This is a genomic window from Actinomadura montaniterrae, assembly GCF_008923365.1.
GTDB classification, from domain to species: domain Bacteria; phylum Actinomycetota; class Actinomycetes; order Streptosporangiales; family Streptosporangiaceae; genus Spirillospora; species Spirillospora montaniterrae.
The window spans coordinates 15,828-30,013 of record NZ_WBMR01000004.1; the positions used below are offsets into that span (position 1 = coordinate 15,828).

The following is a 14,186-nucleotide window of genomic DNA, read 5'->3' on the forward strand; positions in this document are numbered from 1 at the left end:
GACCGTCGACCGTCGCGGGCTCATTCCCGGCTTCCGGTGAGCGACTTCGCCCGCAGGACCATCTCCATCCCGAACTTCCAGTCCGCGTCGTCCAGGTCGTCGCCGAACAGCTCGTGGAGGCGCCGCAGCCGGTACCGCACGGTCTGCACGTGGACGTGCAGCAGCTCGGCGATCCTGGGGACCCGCCCGCCGGTGACGATCCATGCCTGGAGGGTCTCCGTCAGGCGGGCGCGCTGCGGCGGCTTCAGCGGGGCGAGCCGCTCGTCGAGCCGCTCGGCCATGAGGGCGATCACGTCCTCGTCGCGGAAGAGGACGAGGGTCGGGAGCTCGTCGGAGCACAGGACGTACCGGTCGAAGGCGATGATGCCCCTGCGCATCAGCGACAGCGTCTGGACCGCCAGGCGATGGGACGCCGCAGCGCGCGCGAGCGGCACGCTCGGGCCGACGGCGAAGGGGGAGTCCCGCAGAGCGCGCGCGAGCATCTCGTGCCGGCCCGGTGCGTCCGGGTCCGGCACGACGAGGCAGGCGTCCTGGCGGCCGAGGTCGGCCAGGACGTCCTCGGCGACCGCCGGCGGCAGGTGCGGCTCGGCCCGCTCGGCGGGGGCGACCGCGACGCAGGCGACCGTGGCGGGGATCCGCCACCGCGCCTCGCGGGCCAGGCCGGCGAGCGTGTCCGCCTGCTCCGCGTTGGGCCCGGCGAGCACGAGTTCCAGGAGCTTGGCGCGGAGAGCCGTCACCCGGTCCGTGGTGTTCCCGCCCGCCTGGGCATGGCCCTGCACCGAGTGCTCGGCGAGTTCCTCGACGTAGGCGAAGACCGCCTCGGCGAGGCGGGACATCGTCTCCGCGGACCAGCCCGCGCGCCGCCCGGCGTCCGCGATGCGCCGCCACGCGACCCGGGCGCCGACGCGGTAGGCGGACTGGAGCGCGTCCAGGCCCGTTCCGGTCTCGTAGGCCTCCCGCCCGATCCGCCGGTACACGCTGATGCAGTGATCGTTCGTGCCCGCGGGGTTCGCGATCTGGTCGATGAACTGGTGAAGCGTGCGCTCCACGGTCGCGACGACGCGGCTGCGCGGCGCCTGTTCGGGCAGGTCGCCGAAATCGTCGACGGATTCGCGGATCTCCCGGACGATCTCGATCGCCAGCGACGGCACTTCCGGGCCGAGCGCCGACACCAGGTCGGGAGGCGCGTCGCCGGCGTCGCGGAGCGCCGTCCGGAACGTGGAGACGGTGACTGTGCTGGCTGAGGCCATGTAACGGACTCCCTCGCAAAGCGCGGAGGCCGGGAGCGGACCTCCGGCGGGTGATCCGGTCATGTGAAGGGACGTGGGCGGCCCCAGCGGCGATGGTGGGGGCTGCGTTGCGGGGCCGGGGTGGGGCCCTCGACCGCGGACCGGCCCGAGCGGGGGTGGGGCAGTCCGCGGGGCGACGCCGACGACTCCGAGAAGCCGCCTCAATCATACGAGAATAAGCTTCTCGTATGAGAAGCATATCATTTGCACATCAAGATCATTCGCGGTACCGGGCGTTCCCCGTCAGAGGGCGCCGAGCTGGTGCGCGCCGATGACGGAGAGCAGCCGCAGCTTCTCGTGGCTTTCGCTGCCCGGGGTCGCGGTGTAGACGAGCAGGCGGTGCGACTGGAGCGGGTCCAGCAGCGTCTGGCAGTCCAGTTCCAGCGCGCCGACCTCCGGGTGGACGAAGCGCTTGACCTCGTTGGGGCGGATGCCGACCTCATGCTCGTTCCAGACGTCGCGGAACTCCTCGCTCTGCGCGAGGAGCAGGTCCGCGTAGTGCGCCGCGCGAGAGTCCGGGCCGCGCAGCGTCACGATCTCGCGCAGGCCGGACGCGAACATCCGGGAGAGGAAGCGGTGGTCCTCGGGCGCGTACAGCCGCCGGCTGCCGGGGTCGGTGAACCAGCGGTAGCCGAGGCTGCGCGCGGGACCGGTGTACCGCGTCGTGTCGCCGGTCAGCGCGACGCCGAGCGCGGTCTGCCGCAGGGTCTCGCCGAGCTCGGTGACGATCTCGGCGGGGGTGTCGTGCAGGCGGTCGAAGATCCGCAGCAGGCCGGGGCCGATGTGCTCGCCGCCGGCGCCGCGGGCGGGCGGGTTGTGGCCGGCGAGACGGAACAGGTGGTCGCGCTCGTCGAGGGACAGGTGCAGGCCCTGCGCGATCGAGGCGATCATCTGCTCGGACGGCTGGGGACCGCGCTCCCGCTCCAGCCGCGCGTAGTAGTCGGCCGACATGTGGCAGAGGGACGCCACCTCCTCGCGCCGCAGGCCGCTGGTCCTGCGGCGCGGCCCGCGCGGAAGGCCGACGTCCTCGGGCTGCAGCGACTCGCGGCGGCGCCGCAGGAACTCCGCCAGTCCCGGCCGGTCGATCACCATGCTCGTCCTCCCGTGGTGCTGCTTCCTTTCTAGCGGCCGGCCGTCACGTCAACCACGGATCGACAGGTCCTGGATGGCGGCGGCCGACTCGGTGACCGTGGGGAGTGCGACGAGACATTGGGAGCGAACCATGCCACGAAAGCGAACCGACATCACCGTCCCGGATCTGTCCGGTGAACGCGCCGTCGTCACCGGAGCGAGCGACGGCATCGGGCTGGGCATCGCCGCCCGGCTCGCCGCCGCCGGGGCGGAGGTCGTCATGCCCGTCCGCAGCCCGGGCAAGGGCGAGGCCGCGATCACCGCGATCCGCCGGCAGGTCCCGGGAGCGGACGTGTCGCTCCGCGACCTCGACCTCTCCTCGCTCGACTCCATCGCCGCCCTGGGCAAGACCCTGCTGGACGAGGATCGCCCCATCGGCATCCTCATCAACAACGCCGGCGTCATGACCCCGCCCGCCCGGCGGACGACCGCCGACGGGTCCGAGCTGCAGTTCGGCACCAACCACCTGGGGCACTTCGCCCTCGCCGGGCACCTGCTGCCGCTGCTGCGCGCCGGCCGCGCCCGGGTGACCTCGCAGGTCAGCGTCGCCGCGAGCCGGGGCGCCGTCAACTGGGACGACCTGGACGGGGAACGCTCCTACGACGGCATGCGCGCCTACCGGCAGTCCAAGATCGCGCTCGGCCTCTTCGGCCTCGAACTCGACCGGCGCAGCCGCGCGGCCGGCTGGGGCATCACGAGCAACCTCTCCCATCCGGGCGTCGCCCCGACCAACCTGCTCGCCGCCCGTCCCGAACTCGGCCGTGACAAGGAGACCTCGGGCCGCCGGCTCATCCGCGCCCTGTCCGAACGGGGCATCCTCCTCGGGACCGTCGAGACCGCGAAACTCCCGGCCCTCTACGCCGCCACCTCGCCTCACGCCGAAGGCGGCGCGTTCTACGGCCCGCGCGGACTCGGGCACCTGGGCGGCCCTCCCGCAGAGCAGAAGCTCTACGCCCCCCTGCGCAGCACCGAGGAAGCCCAGCGCATATGGCGGGTCTCCGAAGAACTGACGCGAGTGCCCATACGGTGACCGGACCGCCGGAATGCGCGTGCGAGGCGGCCGCGCGGCCTGCCTGGCGGTCAGGGCGTGGCCTTGCGGGTGACGACCACGACGTAACGGCACTCGCGGGCGGTGTCGTTGATGAACTCGCGGGCTTGGGGCTCGCCGAGTTCATACGTGTCCCCGCTGGTGAGACGGTGTGCGGCCGGTCCCTCGGCCAGAGTGAGCTCGCCGTCCAGGACCCAGATGAGCTGGGCGATGAACGCGTACGTCCCGGCCGGCATCGCCACCCGGGCGCCGGCGGGCAGCACGATCTCGGTGACGTCGGCGGGGAAGCCCGGCGTCGATATCTGGCGCCGGAGGTAGCCGGTGCCGGGGTCCGTCCAGTGGGGCGTGTCGGCGGCGCGCCGCACCCGGTCGCGGGTCCCCTCGGCCGGTGACAGCAGCGCGGTCATGGTCAGTTCCAGCGCGGCGGAGAGCTTGCCGACGACGACGGCGGTCGGATTGCTCTCGCCCCGTTCGATCTTGCTGATCATCGCCCGGGACACCCCGGAGGCGTCCGCGAGCCGGGCCAGCGACCAGCCGCGCCGGATCCGTTCCGCCTTGATCCGCCGTCCGAGGCCGTCGGGCCCTTCCATCACAGTGGACACGGCTTCACCGGTGGACACGGTTTCATCGGTGGGCACGGCTGCCCCGTGGGAACGGCTTCACCGTGGGAAGGGCGCCGCCGTCCAGGCACAGCTTCATGAAGACGCTGTTGGGGTCCTGGACGTAGTCGGCGAACGGCTCGCAGGGGACGAACCCGTGCCGTGCGTAGAGCCGCCGGGCCGGTGCGAAGAAGTCCTGGCTCCCCGTCTCCAGCAGCACCCGCCGGTAGCCGCGCTCGGCGGCGACCGTCAGCAGGTGCCTGAGCATGACCGTTCCGACACCCCGTCCCCGCGCGGCCCGTGCCGTCCGCATGGACTTCAGTTCGGCGTCGCCGCCGCCGAGATCCTTGAGCGCGCCGCAGCCGCGCAGCTCGGGCCCCTCCCAGGCCGACCAGAACTCGACCCCCGCGGCGCGCAGCTCCCGCAGCCCCAGCGCGTGGACCGACTCCGCGGGCGAGGTGGCGTGCATGTCGGCCAGATGCTCTTCCAGGAGGCCATGGATCTCGGACCGGGTCAGGTCATCGAGCTCGAAACGCAGCGTCATCGGGCCTCCTGTCTCACCCGCCCAAAATATGGTGCGGTCAACGACGGGCGATTTCTAGGATAGTGGATATGGCTCCACTATATGAACACCCCACTGTCGGGCCCGGGCGGGCCGAGGAGGCCGGCCCGTGACGACGGCGCTCGCCACCGGAGCCGTCGCGGGCCTCGGGATCGCCATGCAGGTCGGAGCCGTCACCGTCTACCTGCTCGTGCTCAGCTCGATGGCGCCCGTGCGGGTCGGTGCCGCCGCCGCCCTCGGCGTCGCGACGGTGGACGGTCTCTACAGCGCCCTCGCGGTCGCGGTGGGAGGGGTGGCGAGCCGCGTGGTCGAACCGGTCGTCGGCCCCCTCCGCTGGGCCGCCGCCGCCGTGCTGCTGTGGATCGCCGTGCGGGTCGTGATCGACGCGGTCCGCGAGGGCGGCGACCCATCCGGCTCGCTCGGCGACACCTCGCGGGCGCCCTCACCTGCACGGGCCTACGTGCGGCTCATCGGAATCACGGTGATGAACCCGGGCACGGTCCTGTACTTCACCGCCATCGTCATCGGCGGTCACTTCGAGGCCTTCGGCGCCGTCGACCGGTCCGCCTTCGCCGTCGCCGCGTTCACGGCGTCCGCCGTCTGGCAGATGGCACTGGTCCTCGCCGGCGCGGCATCAGGCCGCCTGCTCACCGGCGACCGGGGACGGCTGGTGACGGGAGTGGCCGCCGGGACGCTCATCGCCGCGCTGGCCGTGCGGACGCTCGTCCAGTAGCTCAGCCGGCTCCTTGCGGGTCTCGGTGGCCGCATGCGAGGTCCAGGACGGTGGCGACGCGGTCCAGCGTGCTGATCGGCGGGGTGTAGGGCAGGCGGAGGTGGTGGGCGTGGGTCGCGTCGGCGGCGAACGACGGCCCTGCAGAGAGTTCGAGCCCGCGGGCGCGGGCGCGCGTCGCGACGAGATCGGCTCGCTCGGTGGTCAGGCGCAACCAGAGCGCGAGCCCCCCGGGCGGAACCGCGAACCGCCAGCGGTCATCTCCGGCCAGCAGCCCGCTCAGGTGGTCGCGCTGCCGGCGCAGGGCGGTCCGCCGGTCACGCAGCAGCGGTTCCAGGTCGCGCAGGAGCTCGGTGGCGACCAGCTGCTGGGTCGGCGCCGCCGACAGCGGTTCGCACAGGGGATGGTGGGCCAGCTCGCCGACGAGCGCGGCCGGCCCGCGGACCCAGCCGACCCGCAGGCCCGCCCAGATCGTCTTGGCCGCCGACCCGATGAGGAGGGAGCCGGGGATCCGCTGGACCGGTGCGGGGGCGTCGCGCAGGTCGAGATCGCGCATGGTCTCGTCGGCCACCACGGTCACCCGGTGCCTTTCGGCCAGCCGGGCCACGGTCCGCCGTGCGGCCTTCGGCATGAGCGCACCGGTCGGGTTCTGGAAATCGGGGACGAGGTAGGCCATCCCGCCCGCCGCGGTGCGGAACGCGCCGTCGAGCTGGTCCAGGTCCCAGCCGTCCGCGGTCACCCGGCAGCCGACGAGGCGCGTGCCGGACGCCCGGAAGCCGGCCAGCGGATCGGCATAGGTGGGGATCTCCACGGCCACGGCACGGGGACGCAGGTGCGCCGACAGCAGCGCCAGGGCCGAGCGCGCTCCCGAGGTGATCAGGATCTGTTCGGGCCGCGTGGCGAGCCCCTCCGCCGTGTAGCGGTCCGCGAGCAGTGACCGCAGCTCGGGCAGCCCCGGGCCGGCCTCCCCGCTTTCGGCCAGGACCGGGCCGGAACGCTCGGCCGCCCTCAGCACGGCCCGCTGATAGGACGCGTGCGGTGCCGCCGGAACCGCCCTGCGCAGGTCGATCGCGCCGTGCTCGCCGATGGCCGACGACGGCGCGATGCGCGTCGTGGCCGCCGGCGGGAGCCGCAACGTGCTCGCGCTGCCGCGACGGGTGTCGACCCATCCCTCGTCGCGCAGGATGCCCAGCGCCGCGACCACCGTGCCGCGGCTGACGCCGAGCGCCGCGGCGGCACGGCGTTCCGCGGGCAGCCGGGAGCCGACCCGCAACCGTCCGTCCAGCGTCGCGTCGCCGACCGCGTCGGCCAAGGCCCGTGCCAGGCCGGCGTCCGGTCTGCGCCATGCGCCCAGCGCGGCGGCCAGCTGGTTGTCCGTGATGTGCACTGGTCCAGTTTGCCGCTATTGGACCAGTGTTTCGCGCCCTGCTCTGGATACCGTCCACCTGGACACCACGGAAATCGGAGCCTCCCATGCACCCACGCCTCGCCGCCGACCTCGCGGAACTGCCGGCCCTGCTGGAGGCGACCCGCGTCCAGGCGACCGGGATACTCGGCCGCCTGGACGAGCAGCCGGTCGTCCCGCCGCTTCGCCTGCCCGCCCCGGAACCGCTCCCCGAGGACGGAGCCGGGCTGAGCGGGGCGCTCGCGGAGTTCACCCGCACCTGGGCCCCGCTGTTCTCGGCGAGCCCGGGCCCCCGCTACCTGGGCTTCGTCACCGGTGGCGTCACGCCGGCCGCGCTGGCGGGCGACTGGCTGACCGCGGCCGCCGACCAGAACCCCACCTCGGCGCTCGACGGCGCGGCACCCGAACTCGAACGCCGCACGATCGGCTGGCTGCGCGACCTGTTCGGCCTCGGCACCGCGCATCACGGCGCGTTCGTCAGCGGCGCGACCATGTCCAACACGGTGGGCCTGGCCATCGCCCGCGAATGGCTCGGCGACCGCGCGGGCGTCAGCGTCGCGGAAGAGGGCGCGGCGGCATTGGGACGAGTCACCGTCCTGTCCGGCAGCCCGCATTCGAGCATCGCCAAGGGCCTGTCCATGCTCGGCCTGGGCCGCACCGCGCTGACCCCCGTGCCGACCGTCCAGGACCGGGAGGCGGTCGACCTCGCAGCCCTGGAGCAGGCGTTGACACGGGTGGACGGCCCCTGCGTCGTCGTCGCCAACGCCGGCACGGTGAACACCGTCGACTTCGACGATCTGCGCGCCATCGCGGCGCTGCGGGAACGCCACGACTTCTGGCTGCACGTCGACGCCGCCTTCGGAGGCTTCGCGGCGCTGTCGCCGGACCACGCGGACCTGGTGGCCGGGCTCGACGCCGCCGACTCCATCTGCATCGACCTTCACAAATGGCTGAACGTCCCCTACGACAGCGCCGTGCAGTTCACCCGCCACCCGGCTCTCCAGGTGCGGGTGTTCCAGAACGCCGCCGCCTATCTCGGCCCGCTCGGCGAGACCCCCGACCACGTCCACCTCACGCCGGAGAACTCCCGGCGCCTGCGGGCCCTCGCTGCCTGGTTCACACTGCGGGCCTACGGACGGGCCGGGCACCGTGAGATCGTCCAGCGGAACATCGCCTGCGCACGCGCTCTCGGCGAGGCGATCAAGACGATCCCCGGGCTGCGCCTGCTGGCACCGGTTCGCCTGAACGTCGTCTGCTTCACCCTGGCCGAGGAGCCCACCGCCGAGCGGCTCGCCGGCCTCGCCGCCGAAATGGCGGAGGAGGCCTTCCTGACCCCGACCACCTACGCCGGGGTACCCGCGCTCCGAGCCGCCTTCAGCAACTGGCGTACCAGCGGAACCGACATCGATCGCATCACCGGGGCTCTGAAGGACTGCCTCGACGGTTCGTCATAGCAGCTGCGGACGGCAGGCCGAGCCGCCGCCCCGGTCACGACGTGGTCCGCGGGCCACCATGGAGGGTCAGGGTGCCCTGGCCGGTGGTGACGGCATGGCCGCCGACGTGGACGCGCCCGCCTCCGACCCGAAGCGAAAGCCGCCCTCCGCGTGCCGACGCCTGTACGGCTTCCAGGCGGAGGATCCGCGGGATGTCCGGCCGGAGCGCCTCCACCTGCTGCGCGGCGGTGCCGAGCGTGATGACGTGATCGTCGTCGTTCGTGGCGAATCCGGCGGCGGAGGTGAGTCCGATCGCTTCGAGCACCTCCGCCGGGGCCTGGCGCGAGGCCACGGGCACCGCCGGGAAGTCCAGCCAGTGGCGTGGCCGCACAGCGGCAGCTCGCGGACCGGCGTGAACCAGCGGATGCCCCCGGCATCCCCCTCGCGCCAGACGAACGCGGTGGTGGGCTGGTTCACCTCTGCGGCGGTCGCCCGCATCCAGGCCTTGTCCGGGGAAGTCCCTTATGGGGACGAGCGTGCGCGCAGGTACCGACCGGTTCCCCACGCGGTTCGCGTTCGGGATCAGGGGGTTTGCAGGGCGTCGAGCGCTTCGGACAGGGACGCGGCGAAGGACGTCCCGGGCGGGAGCCGCTCCGGGTCCCATCCGGGACCGCCGACCACCACCCGCAGCGGAGGGCGCGGGGCGGGCAGGCCGGCAAGCCAGGACGCGTCCCCGGTCTCGGCGGTCTGCGACCAGACGAACACCGTGTGCGCCCCGGCCCGGCGGATGGCGGCGGCCAGCGCCGGCACCGGCACGCGCGCCCCCAGCATGAGCCTCGGGGTGCCGGCCTCCGCCAGCGCGGCGGCCAGCGCGAGGATCGGCAGGCTGTGCTGCTCGTCCGGGGCGCACGCCAGCAGCACGGGACCGCGGCCCTGCCGGCCCGCGCCCGCGGCCTCGGGCGGCGACACCGTGACCAGGCAGCGCGACACCACCGCCGACAGCAGGTGCTCCACCTCCACATAGCTGCCGGTGGCCGCGTGCTTGCGCCCGATCCCGATCAGCACCGGCACCAGGACCTGGTCCCATGCCGCCGCGACGCCGTCCTGCCGCAGGGCGGAGCGCACCGCGTCGGTCATCGCGAGCTCGTCCATAGCCAGCGCCGCCCGCGCCAGCCCGCCGACCTGCGCGGCCCGTGCGGCGTCGCGCTCGGCGGCCGGAGCGTCCACGGGGATGTCGTCGGCGCCCGCCTCGTGACCGCGCGGTGCCTGGGGCTCGCCGGACGGCGCGTCCGCCCCGAGCCCGGCCTCTTCGTCCGCCGCGTCCCCCATGCTCACCCAATACCCCGGTCCGGCGGGCCCATTAACGGCTTCACCAGGGCTTTCATCCAAAGTCCGAAGCCGGGTGCCCGTGCCCGACCAGCAGCGAACCCCGCAGGACGAGCGCCATCCGCTCGACGATGCGGCGGGCGCGGACCTGGACCGTCGCGAGGTCCCGCAGGGACGCCTCGACCTCGCCGACAGCGGCGTCAGCCGGCGTCGTCCGGTGCCTCTTCCATCTCGACTGCGCGGCTGTGCAGTTTCGCTCCGTCGGGGTTGAACAGGCACAGCACTTCGAGGACGTCGGGGCCCGGGTTGCCGAAGCCGTGCGGCACGCGCGTGTCGAACTCGACGGCGTCGCCGGCGGCGACGATCAGTTCGTCGTCGCCGATGAGGAGCCACATCCGTCCGGCGATCACGTAGATCCAGTCCCATCCCGGGTGGACCCATTGCTTGATCGGCTTGTCCGGCGCCGGCGGATGCACCTGCTTGAAGGCCTCCCATGCCCCGGAGCCGCTGGACAGCGGCATCGTGATGACGCCGTCCCGGACCCGCCGGCGCGGGTGGATCCGGGGGTCTCCGAGGGCGGGTGCGCCGACGAGGTCGTCGAGTGGCAGCCGGTAGAGCCGCGCCAGCGGCATCAGCAGCTCGAGCTGGGGGCGCCTGTTCCCCGACTCGAGCCGGGAGAGCGTGCTGACCGAGATGCCCGTGGCATCCGACACCGACCTGATGGTCATGCGCCGCGACTCCCGGATCGCCCGCAACCGGGGACCGACCGCGGACAGATCGTCCCCCATGCTCGAGCCCTTGCCCTTCCGTCTCACGATGTTGCTAGAACAGCATGGTCTTCCGGACGGAAAGGATCAACCCTCTCTGTGCCATTCGGAGAAGGCCGGCCAGTTGCGGCGCCCTGTTGCCATTTCGGCACGCATGGTTGCCATAGCGCGCCCGGCGCGTCCACTATGCACACGTGAGGCGTAACGGAGCTGCGCGACCTGTCGGATATGGGCCGCCGCCTTCGTGGCTTAACTGAGCGGCGGTCGACCAGACCACCCGGATGAGGAGGAGCGACATGACCACCACCAGGACCGGCGAAAGGGAGAGCATCTAATGGCCACCCTGACGGTCGACTTCTTCAGCAGCCTCGACGGCAACGGCTCGGCGCGCGGCTGGCCCGGGTACTGGGGCAAGGAGGGCCCCGAGCTGCGGGACCACCTGGTGCGGAAGTACGCGCAAGACCAGGTGCTGGTCTACGGGGCAACGACATTCCGCGAGTTCCGCAAGTTCGTCGTTGAGTACGACGAGCCCTACTACGACAGCCTCACGGCACTACCGAAGATCGTGTTCTCGAGCACGCTGAGCGAGCCGCTCGGATGGTCGAACTCGACCGTCATCTCGGAGGACGCCGTGACCGCGATGGAGCGGCTCAAGCGCGAGATCGACGTGCCAATGCGATCCCACGGCAGCATCTCGCTCAATCGCGCCCTGCTTGCGGCGGGGCTCGTGGACTTTCTCGAGGTGATGGTCTTTCCGGCGATCACCGGAAAGGCCGGCTACGCGTCCCTGTTCCACGACGGCCCGGATTTCGACCTCGAACTCGTCGAGTCGACCGTGCTCGACGGCCGCACGCAGAAACTCGTGTACGTTCCGCACCTGCACACGGGCATACCGGAGGGCGTCGGGCCGCAGCGACGCGAAGCGTAGGCTCGACGCTTTTCGGCCATCACCGGCGCTCCCAGTCGCAGCTTCGTCACCAGTGCGGAGGCTGTCGACAGGCGCAACCGTTCCAGTGAGAGTCCTCCTTAGTTCTCCAGCCGCAGTCGGATGGCGTCGAGTCCGTTAGTAGCCAGGGTGAGAGGCCGGCAAGGAGCCGGTCGCAACGCCCTGAAGGCTCACGACGTCCGTCACCACCACCCCGCTGCCGTCGCCGCCGTGGTGACCGCGGCCATCGCCGCGGCGGGCAAGGCCGCCGGGATCGGCCTGGCCGTTGGCGGCGCGCCGATCCCGGTGGCCGGGTTCGCCACGCTGACCGTCATCTTCTCCGTGGTCGGCCTGGTGCTCGCCCTGGTCCTGGCCCCCCGGGCCCGCCGTCCGCGCACGGTGTTCGTCCGCACCACGCTCGTGCTCACCGCGCTGTCACTGGTGCCCGATGTGCTGATGCTCACGCACCTGGCCGCCGCCGCGATGGTGATCCCGGCCATCGCCCGCCGCCGCGCCGCCTGATCGCTCGAACGAGACCTGAGATGACAAGGAGCGTGCCCACCGTGGACCAGGAGAGCGTGAGCGCCACCCTCACCTTCGCCGTCCCCGCCGCGAGAGTGTTCGCGGTGCTGGCGGACCCGGCGACCCACGCCGCGATCGACGGCACCGGCTGGGTTCAGGCATCCGCCGACCGGGCGCCGCTGACCGAGGTCGGGCAGATCTTCCGGATGGACATGTACCACGCCGGCCATCCCGACGGTGACTACCAGGTCGTCAACAAGGTCGCGGTGCTCGACCCGCCGCACGCCATCGGCTGGCTGACAGGGACGGACCAGGGCGACGGCCGGCTGGAGTTCGGCGGCTGGATCTGGCGCTACGACCTGGCGCCGGCCGGTCCATCCGAGGCCGAGGTCACGCTCACCTACGACTGGTCGGCGGTGCCGCAGCACATCCGAGACCGCATCGGGTTCCCGCCGTTCGGTCCTGAGCACCTCATCAACTCGCTCCATCACCTGGCCGAACTCGCCGCACCGGCGTCCCGGGCCTGACCGTACGACGACGAACCTCCCACACCTGTCATCCCACACCAGCGAACGAACGGGAGAATCCCATGACCACCGACACCACCACCGACGCCACCATCGTCAGCCCGCAGGCGCCCGACGGCTGGACCTGCGGCACCTGGACCATCGACCCCGCCCACACCACGGTGAGCTTTTCGGCGCGCCACCTGATGAGCCGGGTACGCGGAACGTTCGCCGAGGTCAGCGGGCAGATCGTCACCGCCCCCGACCCCGCGGGCTCGACCGTCACCGCCGTGATCGGGACCGCCTCGGTCAACACCGGCAACCAGATGCGCGACGACCACCTGCGGTCGGCCGACTTCTTCGACGTCCAGACACATCCGCAGATGACGTTCGTCAGCCGGACGCTGCACCGGACGGCCGGCTCCTGGGTGCTGTCGGGTGAGCTGACGATCCGCGACGTCACCCGGACGGTGGATCTGGAGGTCGAGTTCCTCGGCTCCGACCCGACCGGGCTCCAGGGCGAGCCGCGGATCGGTTTCTCGGCTCAGACGACCATCAGCCGCCGCGACTTCGGCGTCACCTTCGGCCTTCTCGCCGACGGCACCAAGCTCATCATCGCGGACAAGATCGACATCACCCTGGACGTCCAGGCGTTCCCGGCCTCCTGAGACACCGATCAGCGACGTTCCGCAAGTATCGGTGACGCCGCTCGCGTCCCGGCACCCGCGCTTCACCACTACGTTGCCCTGGACGCTCGCCAAGCCCCGCGAGTCCTCGCCGTTTACGAAGGTGGCGGGGTCGTTGTAGACGGGGGCGCCGGAGGCGATCAGCGCGGCCAAGGCGTGCCGCTGGCGGGCGTCGGTCTGCTTGTCGGTGGAGCGGCGCAGGTAGACGCGGTTCGGCCATGCCCGATCGTGTTCCTGCCCGGCTCGCCCGGTGCCGAGGTCAGGAATCTTGTGCGGGGCCTTGCGGGGACGCCTACAGCAGGTCGGCGGGGATTCGGTTGACAGCGATGGCGATCGCTTCGGCCGGTGTGGCGACGTGATGGAGGGCGGGGCCGTTCCACCACTCCCTGATGGTGTAGTCGCCGGTTCCCCATGGTGAGTCGATCGAGACGAACGGTGGGGAGAACAGATCATCGGGAGTGGTGGAGAAGCCCAGTGCCCAGTGGCTGGTGAAGGGGAAGAGCCTGCGGAGCTTCGGTTCGGCGAAGGCGGTCTCAACGAGCGCCTGGTACTGCGGCCAGCCGGCATCGACGGCATCCTTCAGATGCCACTGCCACTCGGACGCGATGACGTCGGCGGGGTTGTTGTCGGGGACCTCAAAACGTCCTACCAGGAGGTCGAAGGGCGCGGCCTGACCGATCTCGTCGAGGCCGGCTCCCTCGGCCCAGCCGTGGATCACTCGAGGGAGTTCACGGAGGTCGTTGGTATTACCGCAGATCATCAGCCTGCCGTTGGACGACCCCCAGATGCCCCAACGTTGTTCGTGATGCCACGCTGCGACATAGGACGAGTGGCGATACGGGACGACGCTGGTGATCGTGGCGTGCCGCAACGGGTCGGACGGGGTGACGGCCAGGGGAAGGGACATGCCCTGGTCGGCGGCCGCGCTTTGGAGCGCCGCGGCGAGACTGCCGTGAGCGGCCACGTCCGGGTAGAGGATGGCTGGGTCTGGCTCGTGGCTCATGATGTTCCCACCCTCTGCCCATGCAGGATGCGGTGGCGCCCATCTTAGAGGGGAGGCGTAAGGCTGAATCGGATCCTGGCCGGAGACGCCCATCGTCGCGCCGATCAGCCGGCCTGAGCCGGGAACTGTCGGCTGGCGTCTCCGCGCCCAGGGAGAGGGTGACGGCTTGCTCGGTGAGTTCCACCAGGGGGGTGCCGGGGCCGTCGCCGCGGCCCCGGCGCAGATCGTCTCTTCGCTGGAGATCGAGCACTTCT

Annotated in this window: 16 protein-coding genes and 1 pseudogene; 7 read left to right on the forward strand and 10 right to left on the reverse strand. The window is 71.9% G+C overall.

What is annotated here, in order from left to right:
* Positions 1-20 precede the first annotated feature (20 nt).
* Both F9B16_RS02910 and F9B16_RS02915 read right to left on the reverse strand, forming a co-directional pair.
* The gene (locus F9B16_RS02910) at positions 21-1,250 is read right to left on the reverse strand and encodes a PucR family transcriptional regulator (RefSeq protein WP_192808596.1); all 1,230 of its coding nucleotides are present in this window, start codon (positions 1,248-1,250) and stop codon (positions 21-23) included.
* A gap of 282 nt (positions 1,251-1,532) precedes the next feature.
* Entirely contained in the window at positions 1,533-2,378 is an 846-nt protein-coding gene (locus F9B16_RS02915; RefSeq protein ID WP_151538320.1) for a helix-turn-helix transcriptional regulator, read from the reverse strand.
* Between the two features lie 133 nt (positions 2,379-2,511).
* Between F9B16_RS02915 and F9B16_RS02920 the strand changes: the two genes are divergently transcribed.
* Positions 2,512-3,450: an SDR family oxidoreductase gene (locus F9B16_RS02920; protein ID WP_151538239.1), complete on the forward strand. Its 939-nt coding sequence runs from the start codon at positions 2,512-2,514 to the stop codon at positions 3,448-3,450.
* A 50-nt stretch (positions 3,451-3,500) separates the two neighbouring features.
* Here the strand turns inward: F9B16_RS02920 and F9B16_RS02925 are convergent, their stop codons facing one another.
* Together F9B16_RS02925 and F9B16_RS02930 are read right to left on the reverse strand one after the other, a co-directional pair.
* Positions 3,501-4,070 (reverse strand): helix-turn-helix domain-containing protein, encoded by a 570-nt coding sequence (locus F9B16_RS02925; protein WP_225991298.1) that lies wholly within the window; start codon positions 4,068-4,070, stop codon positions 3,501-3,503.
* Between the two features lie 22 nt (positions 4,071-4,092).
* Positions 4,093-4,611, reverse strand: a complete 519-nt coding sequence (locus tag F9B16_RS02930) for a GNAT family N-acetyltransferase (RefSeq protein WP_151538240.1) — start codon at positions 4,609-4,611, stop codon at positions 4,093-4,095.
* A gap of 127 nt (positions 4,612-4,738) precedes the next feature.
* Here F9B16_RS02930 and F9B16_RS02935 point away from each other — a divergent pair, with 127 nt between their 5' ends.
* Positions 4,739-5,362 carry a LysE family transporter gene (locus F9B16_RS02935; protein WP_151538241.1) on the forward strand — a complete coding sequence of 208 codons (624 nt, stop codon included), beginning with the start codon at positions 4,739-4,741 and terminating at the stop codon, positions 5,360-5,362.
* A gap of 1 nt (position 5,363) precedes the next feature.
* On the opposite strand, the gene F9B16_RS02940 is transcribed toward F9B16_RS02935, so the two are convergent.
* On the reverse strand, positions 5,364-6,746 hold the full coding sequence (locus tag F9B16_RS02940) for an aminotransferase-like domain-containing protein (RefSeq protein WP_225991299.1): 1,383 nt from the start codon (positions 6,744-6,746) through the stop codon (positions 5,364-5,366).
* A gap of 86 nt (positions 6,747-6,832) precedes the next feature.
* On the opposite strand from F9B16_RS02940, the gene F9B16_RS02945 reads away from it, so the two are divergent.
* Positions 6,833-8,218, forward strand: coding sequence for a pyridoxal phosphate-dependent decarboxylase family protein (locus F9B16_RS02945; RefSeq protein WP_151538242.1), 1,386 nt, complete (start codon positions 6,833-6,835; stop codon positions 8,216-8,218).
* 34 nt (positions 8,219-8,252) lie between these two features.
* On the opposite strand, the gene F9B16_RS52385 is transcribed toward F9B16_RS02945, so the two are convergent.
* From F9B16_RS52385 to F9B16_RS02960, 4 genes and pseudogenes are all read right to left on the reverse strand, one after another.
* On the reverse strand, positions 8,253-8,522 hold the full coding sequence (locus F9B16_RS52385; protein WP_225991315.1) for a hypothetical protein: 270 nt from the start codon (positions 8,520-8,522) through the stop codon (positions 8,253-8,255).
* Between the two features lie 62 nt (positions 8,523-8,584).
* A pseudogene (locus tag F9B16_RS54040) lies at positions 8,585-8,695 on the reverse strand (PhzF family phenazine biosynthesis protein); the annotation flags it as partial.
* An 84-nt stretch (positions 8,696-8,779) separates the two neighbouring features.
* Positions 8,780-9,526, reverse strand: coding sequence for a B12-binding domain-containing protein (locus F9B16_RS02955; RefSeq protein ID WP_151538244.1), 747 nt, complete (start codon positions 9,524-9,526; stop codon positions 8,780-8,782).
* 197 nt (positions 9,527-9,723) lie between these two features.
* Positions 9,724-10,311 carry a helix-turn-helix domain-containing protein gene (locus tag F9B16_RS02960; protein WP_151538245.1) on the reverse strand — a complete coding sequence of 196 codons (588 nt, stop codon included), beginning with the start codon at positions 10,309-10,311 and terminating at the stop codon, positions 9,724-9,726.
* 313 nt (positions 10,312-10,624) lie between these two features.
* Between F9B16_RS02960 and F9B16_RS02965 the strand changes: the two genes are divergently transcribed.
* From F9B16_RS02965 to F9B16_RS02980, 4 genes are all read left to right on the forward strand, one after another.
* Complete coding sequence (locus F9B16_RS02965) at positions 10,625-11,218, forward strand: dihydrofolate reductase family protein (RefSeq protein WP_151538246.1); 594 nt, start codon at positions 10,625-10,627, stop codon at positions 11,216-11,218.
* Positions 11,219-11,338: 120 nt separating this feature from the next.
* Positions 11,339-11,737, forward strand: a complete 399-nt coding sequence (locus F9B16_RS02970) for a DUF6069 family protein (RefSeq protein WP_225991300.1) — start codon at positions 11,339-11,341, stop codon at positions 11,735-11,737.
* Positions 11,738-11,778: 41 nt separating this feature from the next.
* Positions 11,779-12,264 (forward strand): SRPBCC family protein, encoded by a 486-nt coding sequence (locus F9B16_RS02975; protein ID WP_225991301.1) that lies wholly within the window; start codon positions 11,779-11,781, stop codon positions 12,262-12,264.
* A gap of 62 nt (positions 12,265-12,326) precedes the next feature.
* Positions 12,327-12,911: a YceI family protein gene (locus F9B16_RS02980; protein WP_151538248.1), complete on the forward strand. Its 585-nt coding sequence runs from the start codon at positions 12,327-12,329 to the stop codon at positions 12,909-12,911.
* Between the two features lie 310 nt (positions 12,912-13,221).
* On the opposite strand, the gene F9B16_RS02985 is transcribed toward F9B16_RS02980, so the two are convergent.
* On the reverse strand, positions 13,222-13,932 hold the full coding sequence (locus F9B16_RS02985) for a DUF6193 family natural product biosynthesis protein (RefSeq protein ID WP_151538249.1): 711 nt from the start codon (positions 13,930-13,932) through the stop codon (positions 13,222-13,224).
* Between the last annotated feature and the right edge of the window lie 254 nt (positions 13,933-14,186).

Bases quoted from the DNA above. Each gene is read 5' to 3' on its own strand.
- F9B16_RS02910 (WP_192808596.1), bottom strand. From the start codon at position 1,250: ATGGCCTCAGCCAGCACAGTCACCGTCTCCACGTTCCGGACGGCGCTC.
- F9B16_RS02920 (WP_151538239.1), top strand. From the start codon at position 2,512: ATGCCACGAAAGCGAACCGACATCACCGTCCCGGATCTGTCCGGTGAA.
- F9B16_RS02930 (WP_151538240.1), bottom strand. From the start codon at position 4,611: ATGACGCTGCGTTTCGAGCTCGATGACCTGACCCGGTCCGAGATCCAT.
- F9B16_RS02945 (WP_151538242.1), top strand. From the start codon at position 6,833: ATGCACCCACGCCTCGCCGCCGACCTCGCGGAACTGCCGGCCCTGCTG.
- F9B16_RS02955 (WP_151538244.1), bottom strand. From the start codon at position 9,526: ATGGGGGACGCGGCGGACGAAGAGGCCGGGCTCGGGGCGGACGCGCCG.
- F9B16_RS02960 (WP_151538245.1), bottom strand. From the start codon at position 10,311: ATGGGGGACGATCTGTCCGCGGTCGGTCCCCGGTTGCGGGCGATCCGG.
- F9B16_RS02965 (WP_151538246.1), top strand. From the start codon at position 10,625: ATGGCCACCCTGACGGTCGACTTCTTCAGCAGCCTCGACGGCAACGGC.
- F9B16_RS02970 (WP_225991300.1), top strand. From the start codon at position 11,339: ATGGCGTCGAGTCCGTTAGTAGCCAGGGTGAGAGGCCGGCAAGGAGCC.
- F9B16_RS02980 (WP_151538248.1), top strand. From the start codon at position 12,327: ATGACCACCGACACCACCACCGACGCCACCATCGTCAGCCCGCAGGCG.
- F9B16_RS02985 (WP_151538249.1), bottom strand. From the start codon at position 13,932: ATGAGCCACGAGCCAGACCCAGCCATCCTCTACCCGGACGTGGCCGCT.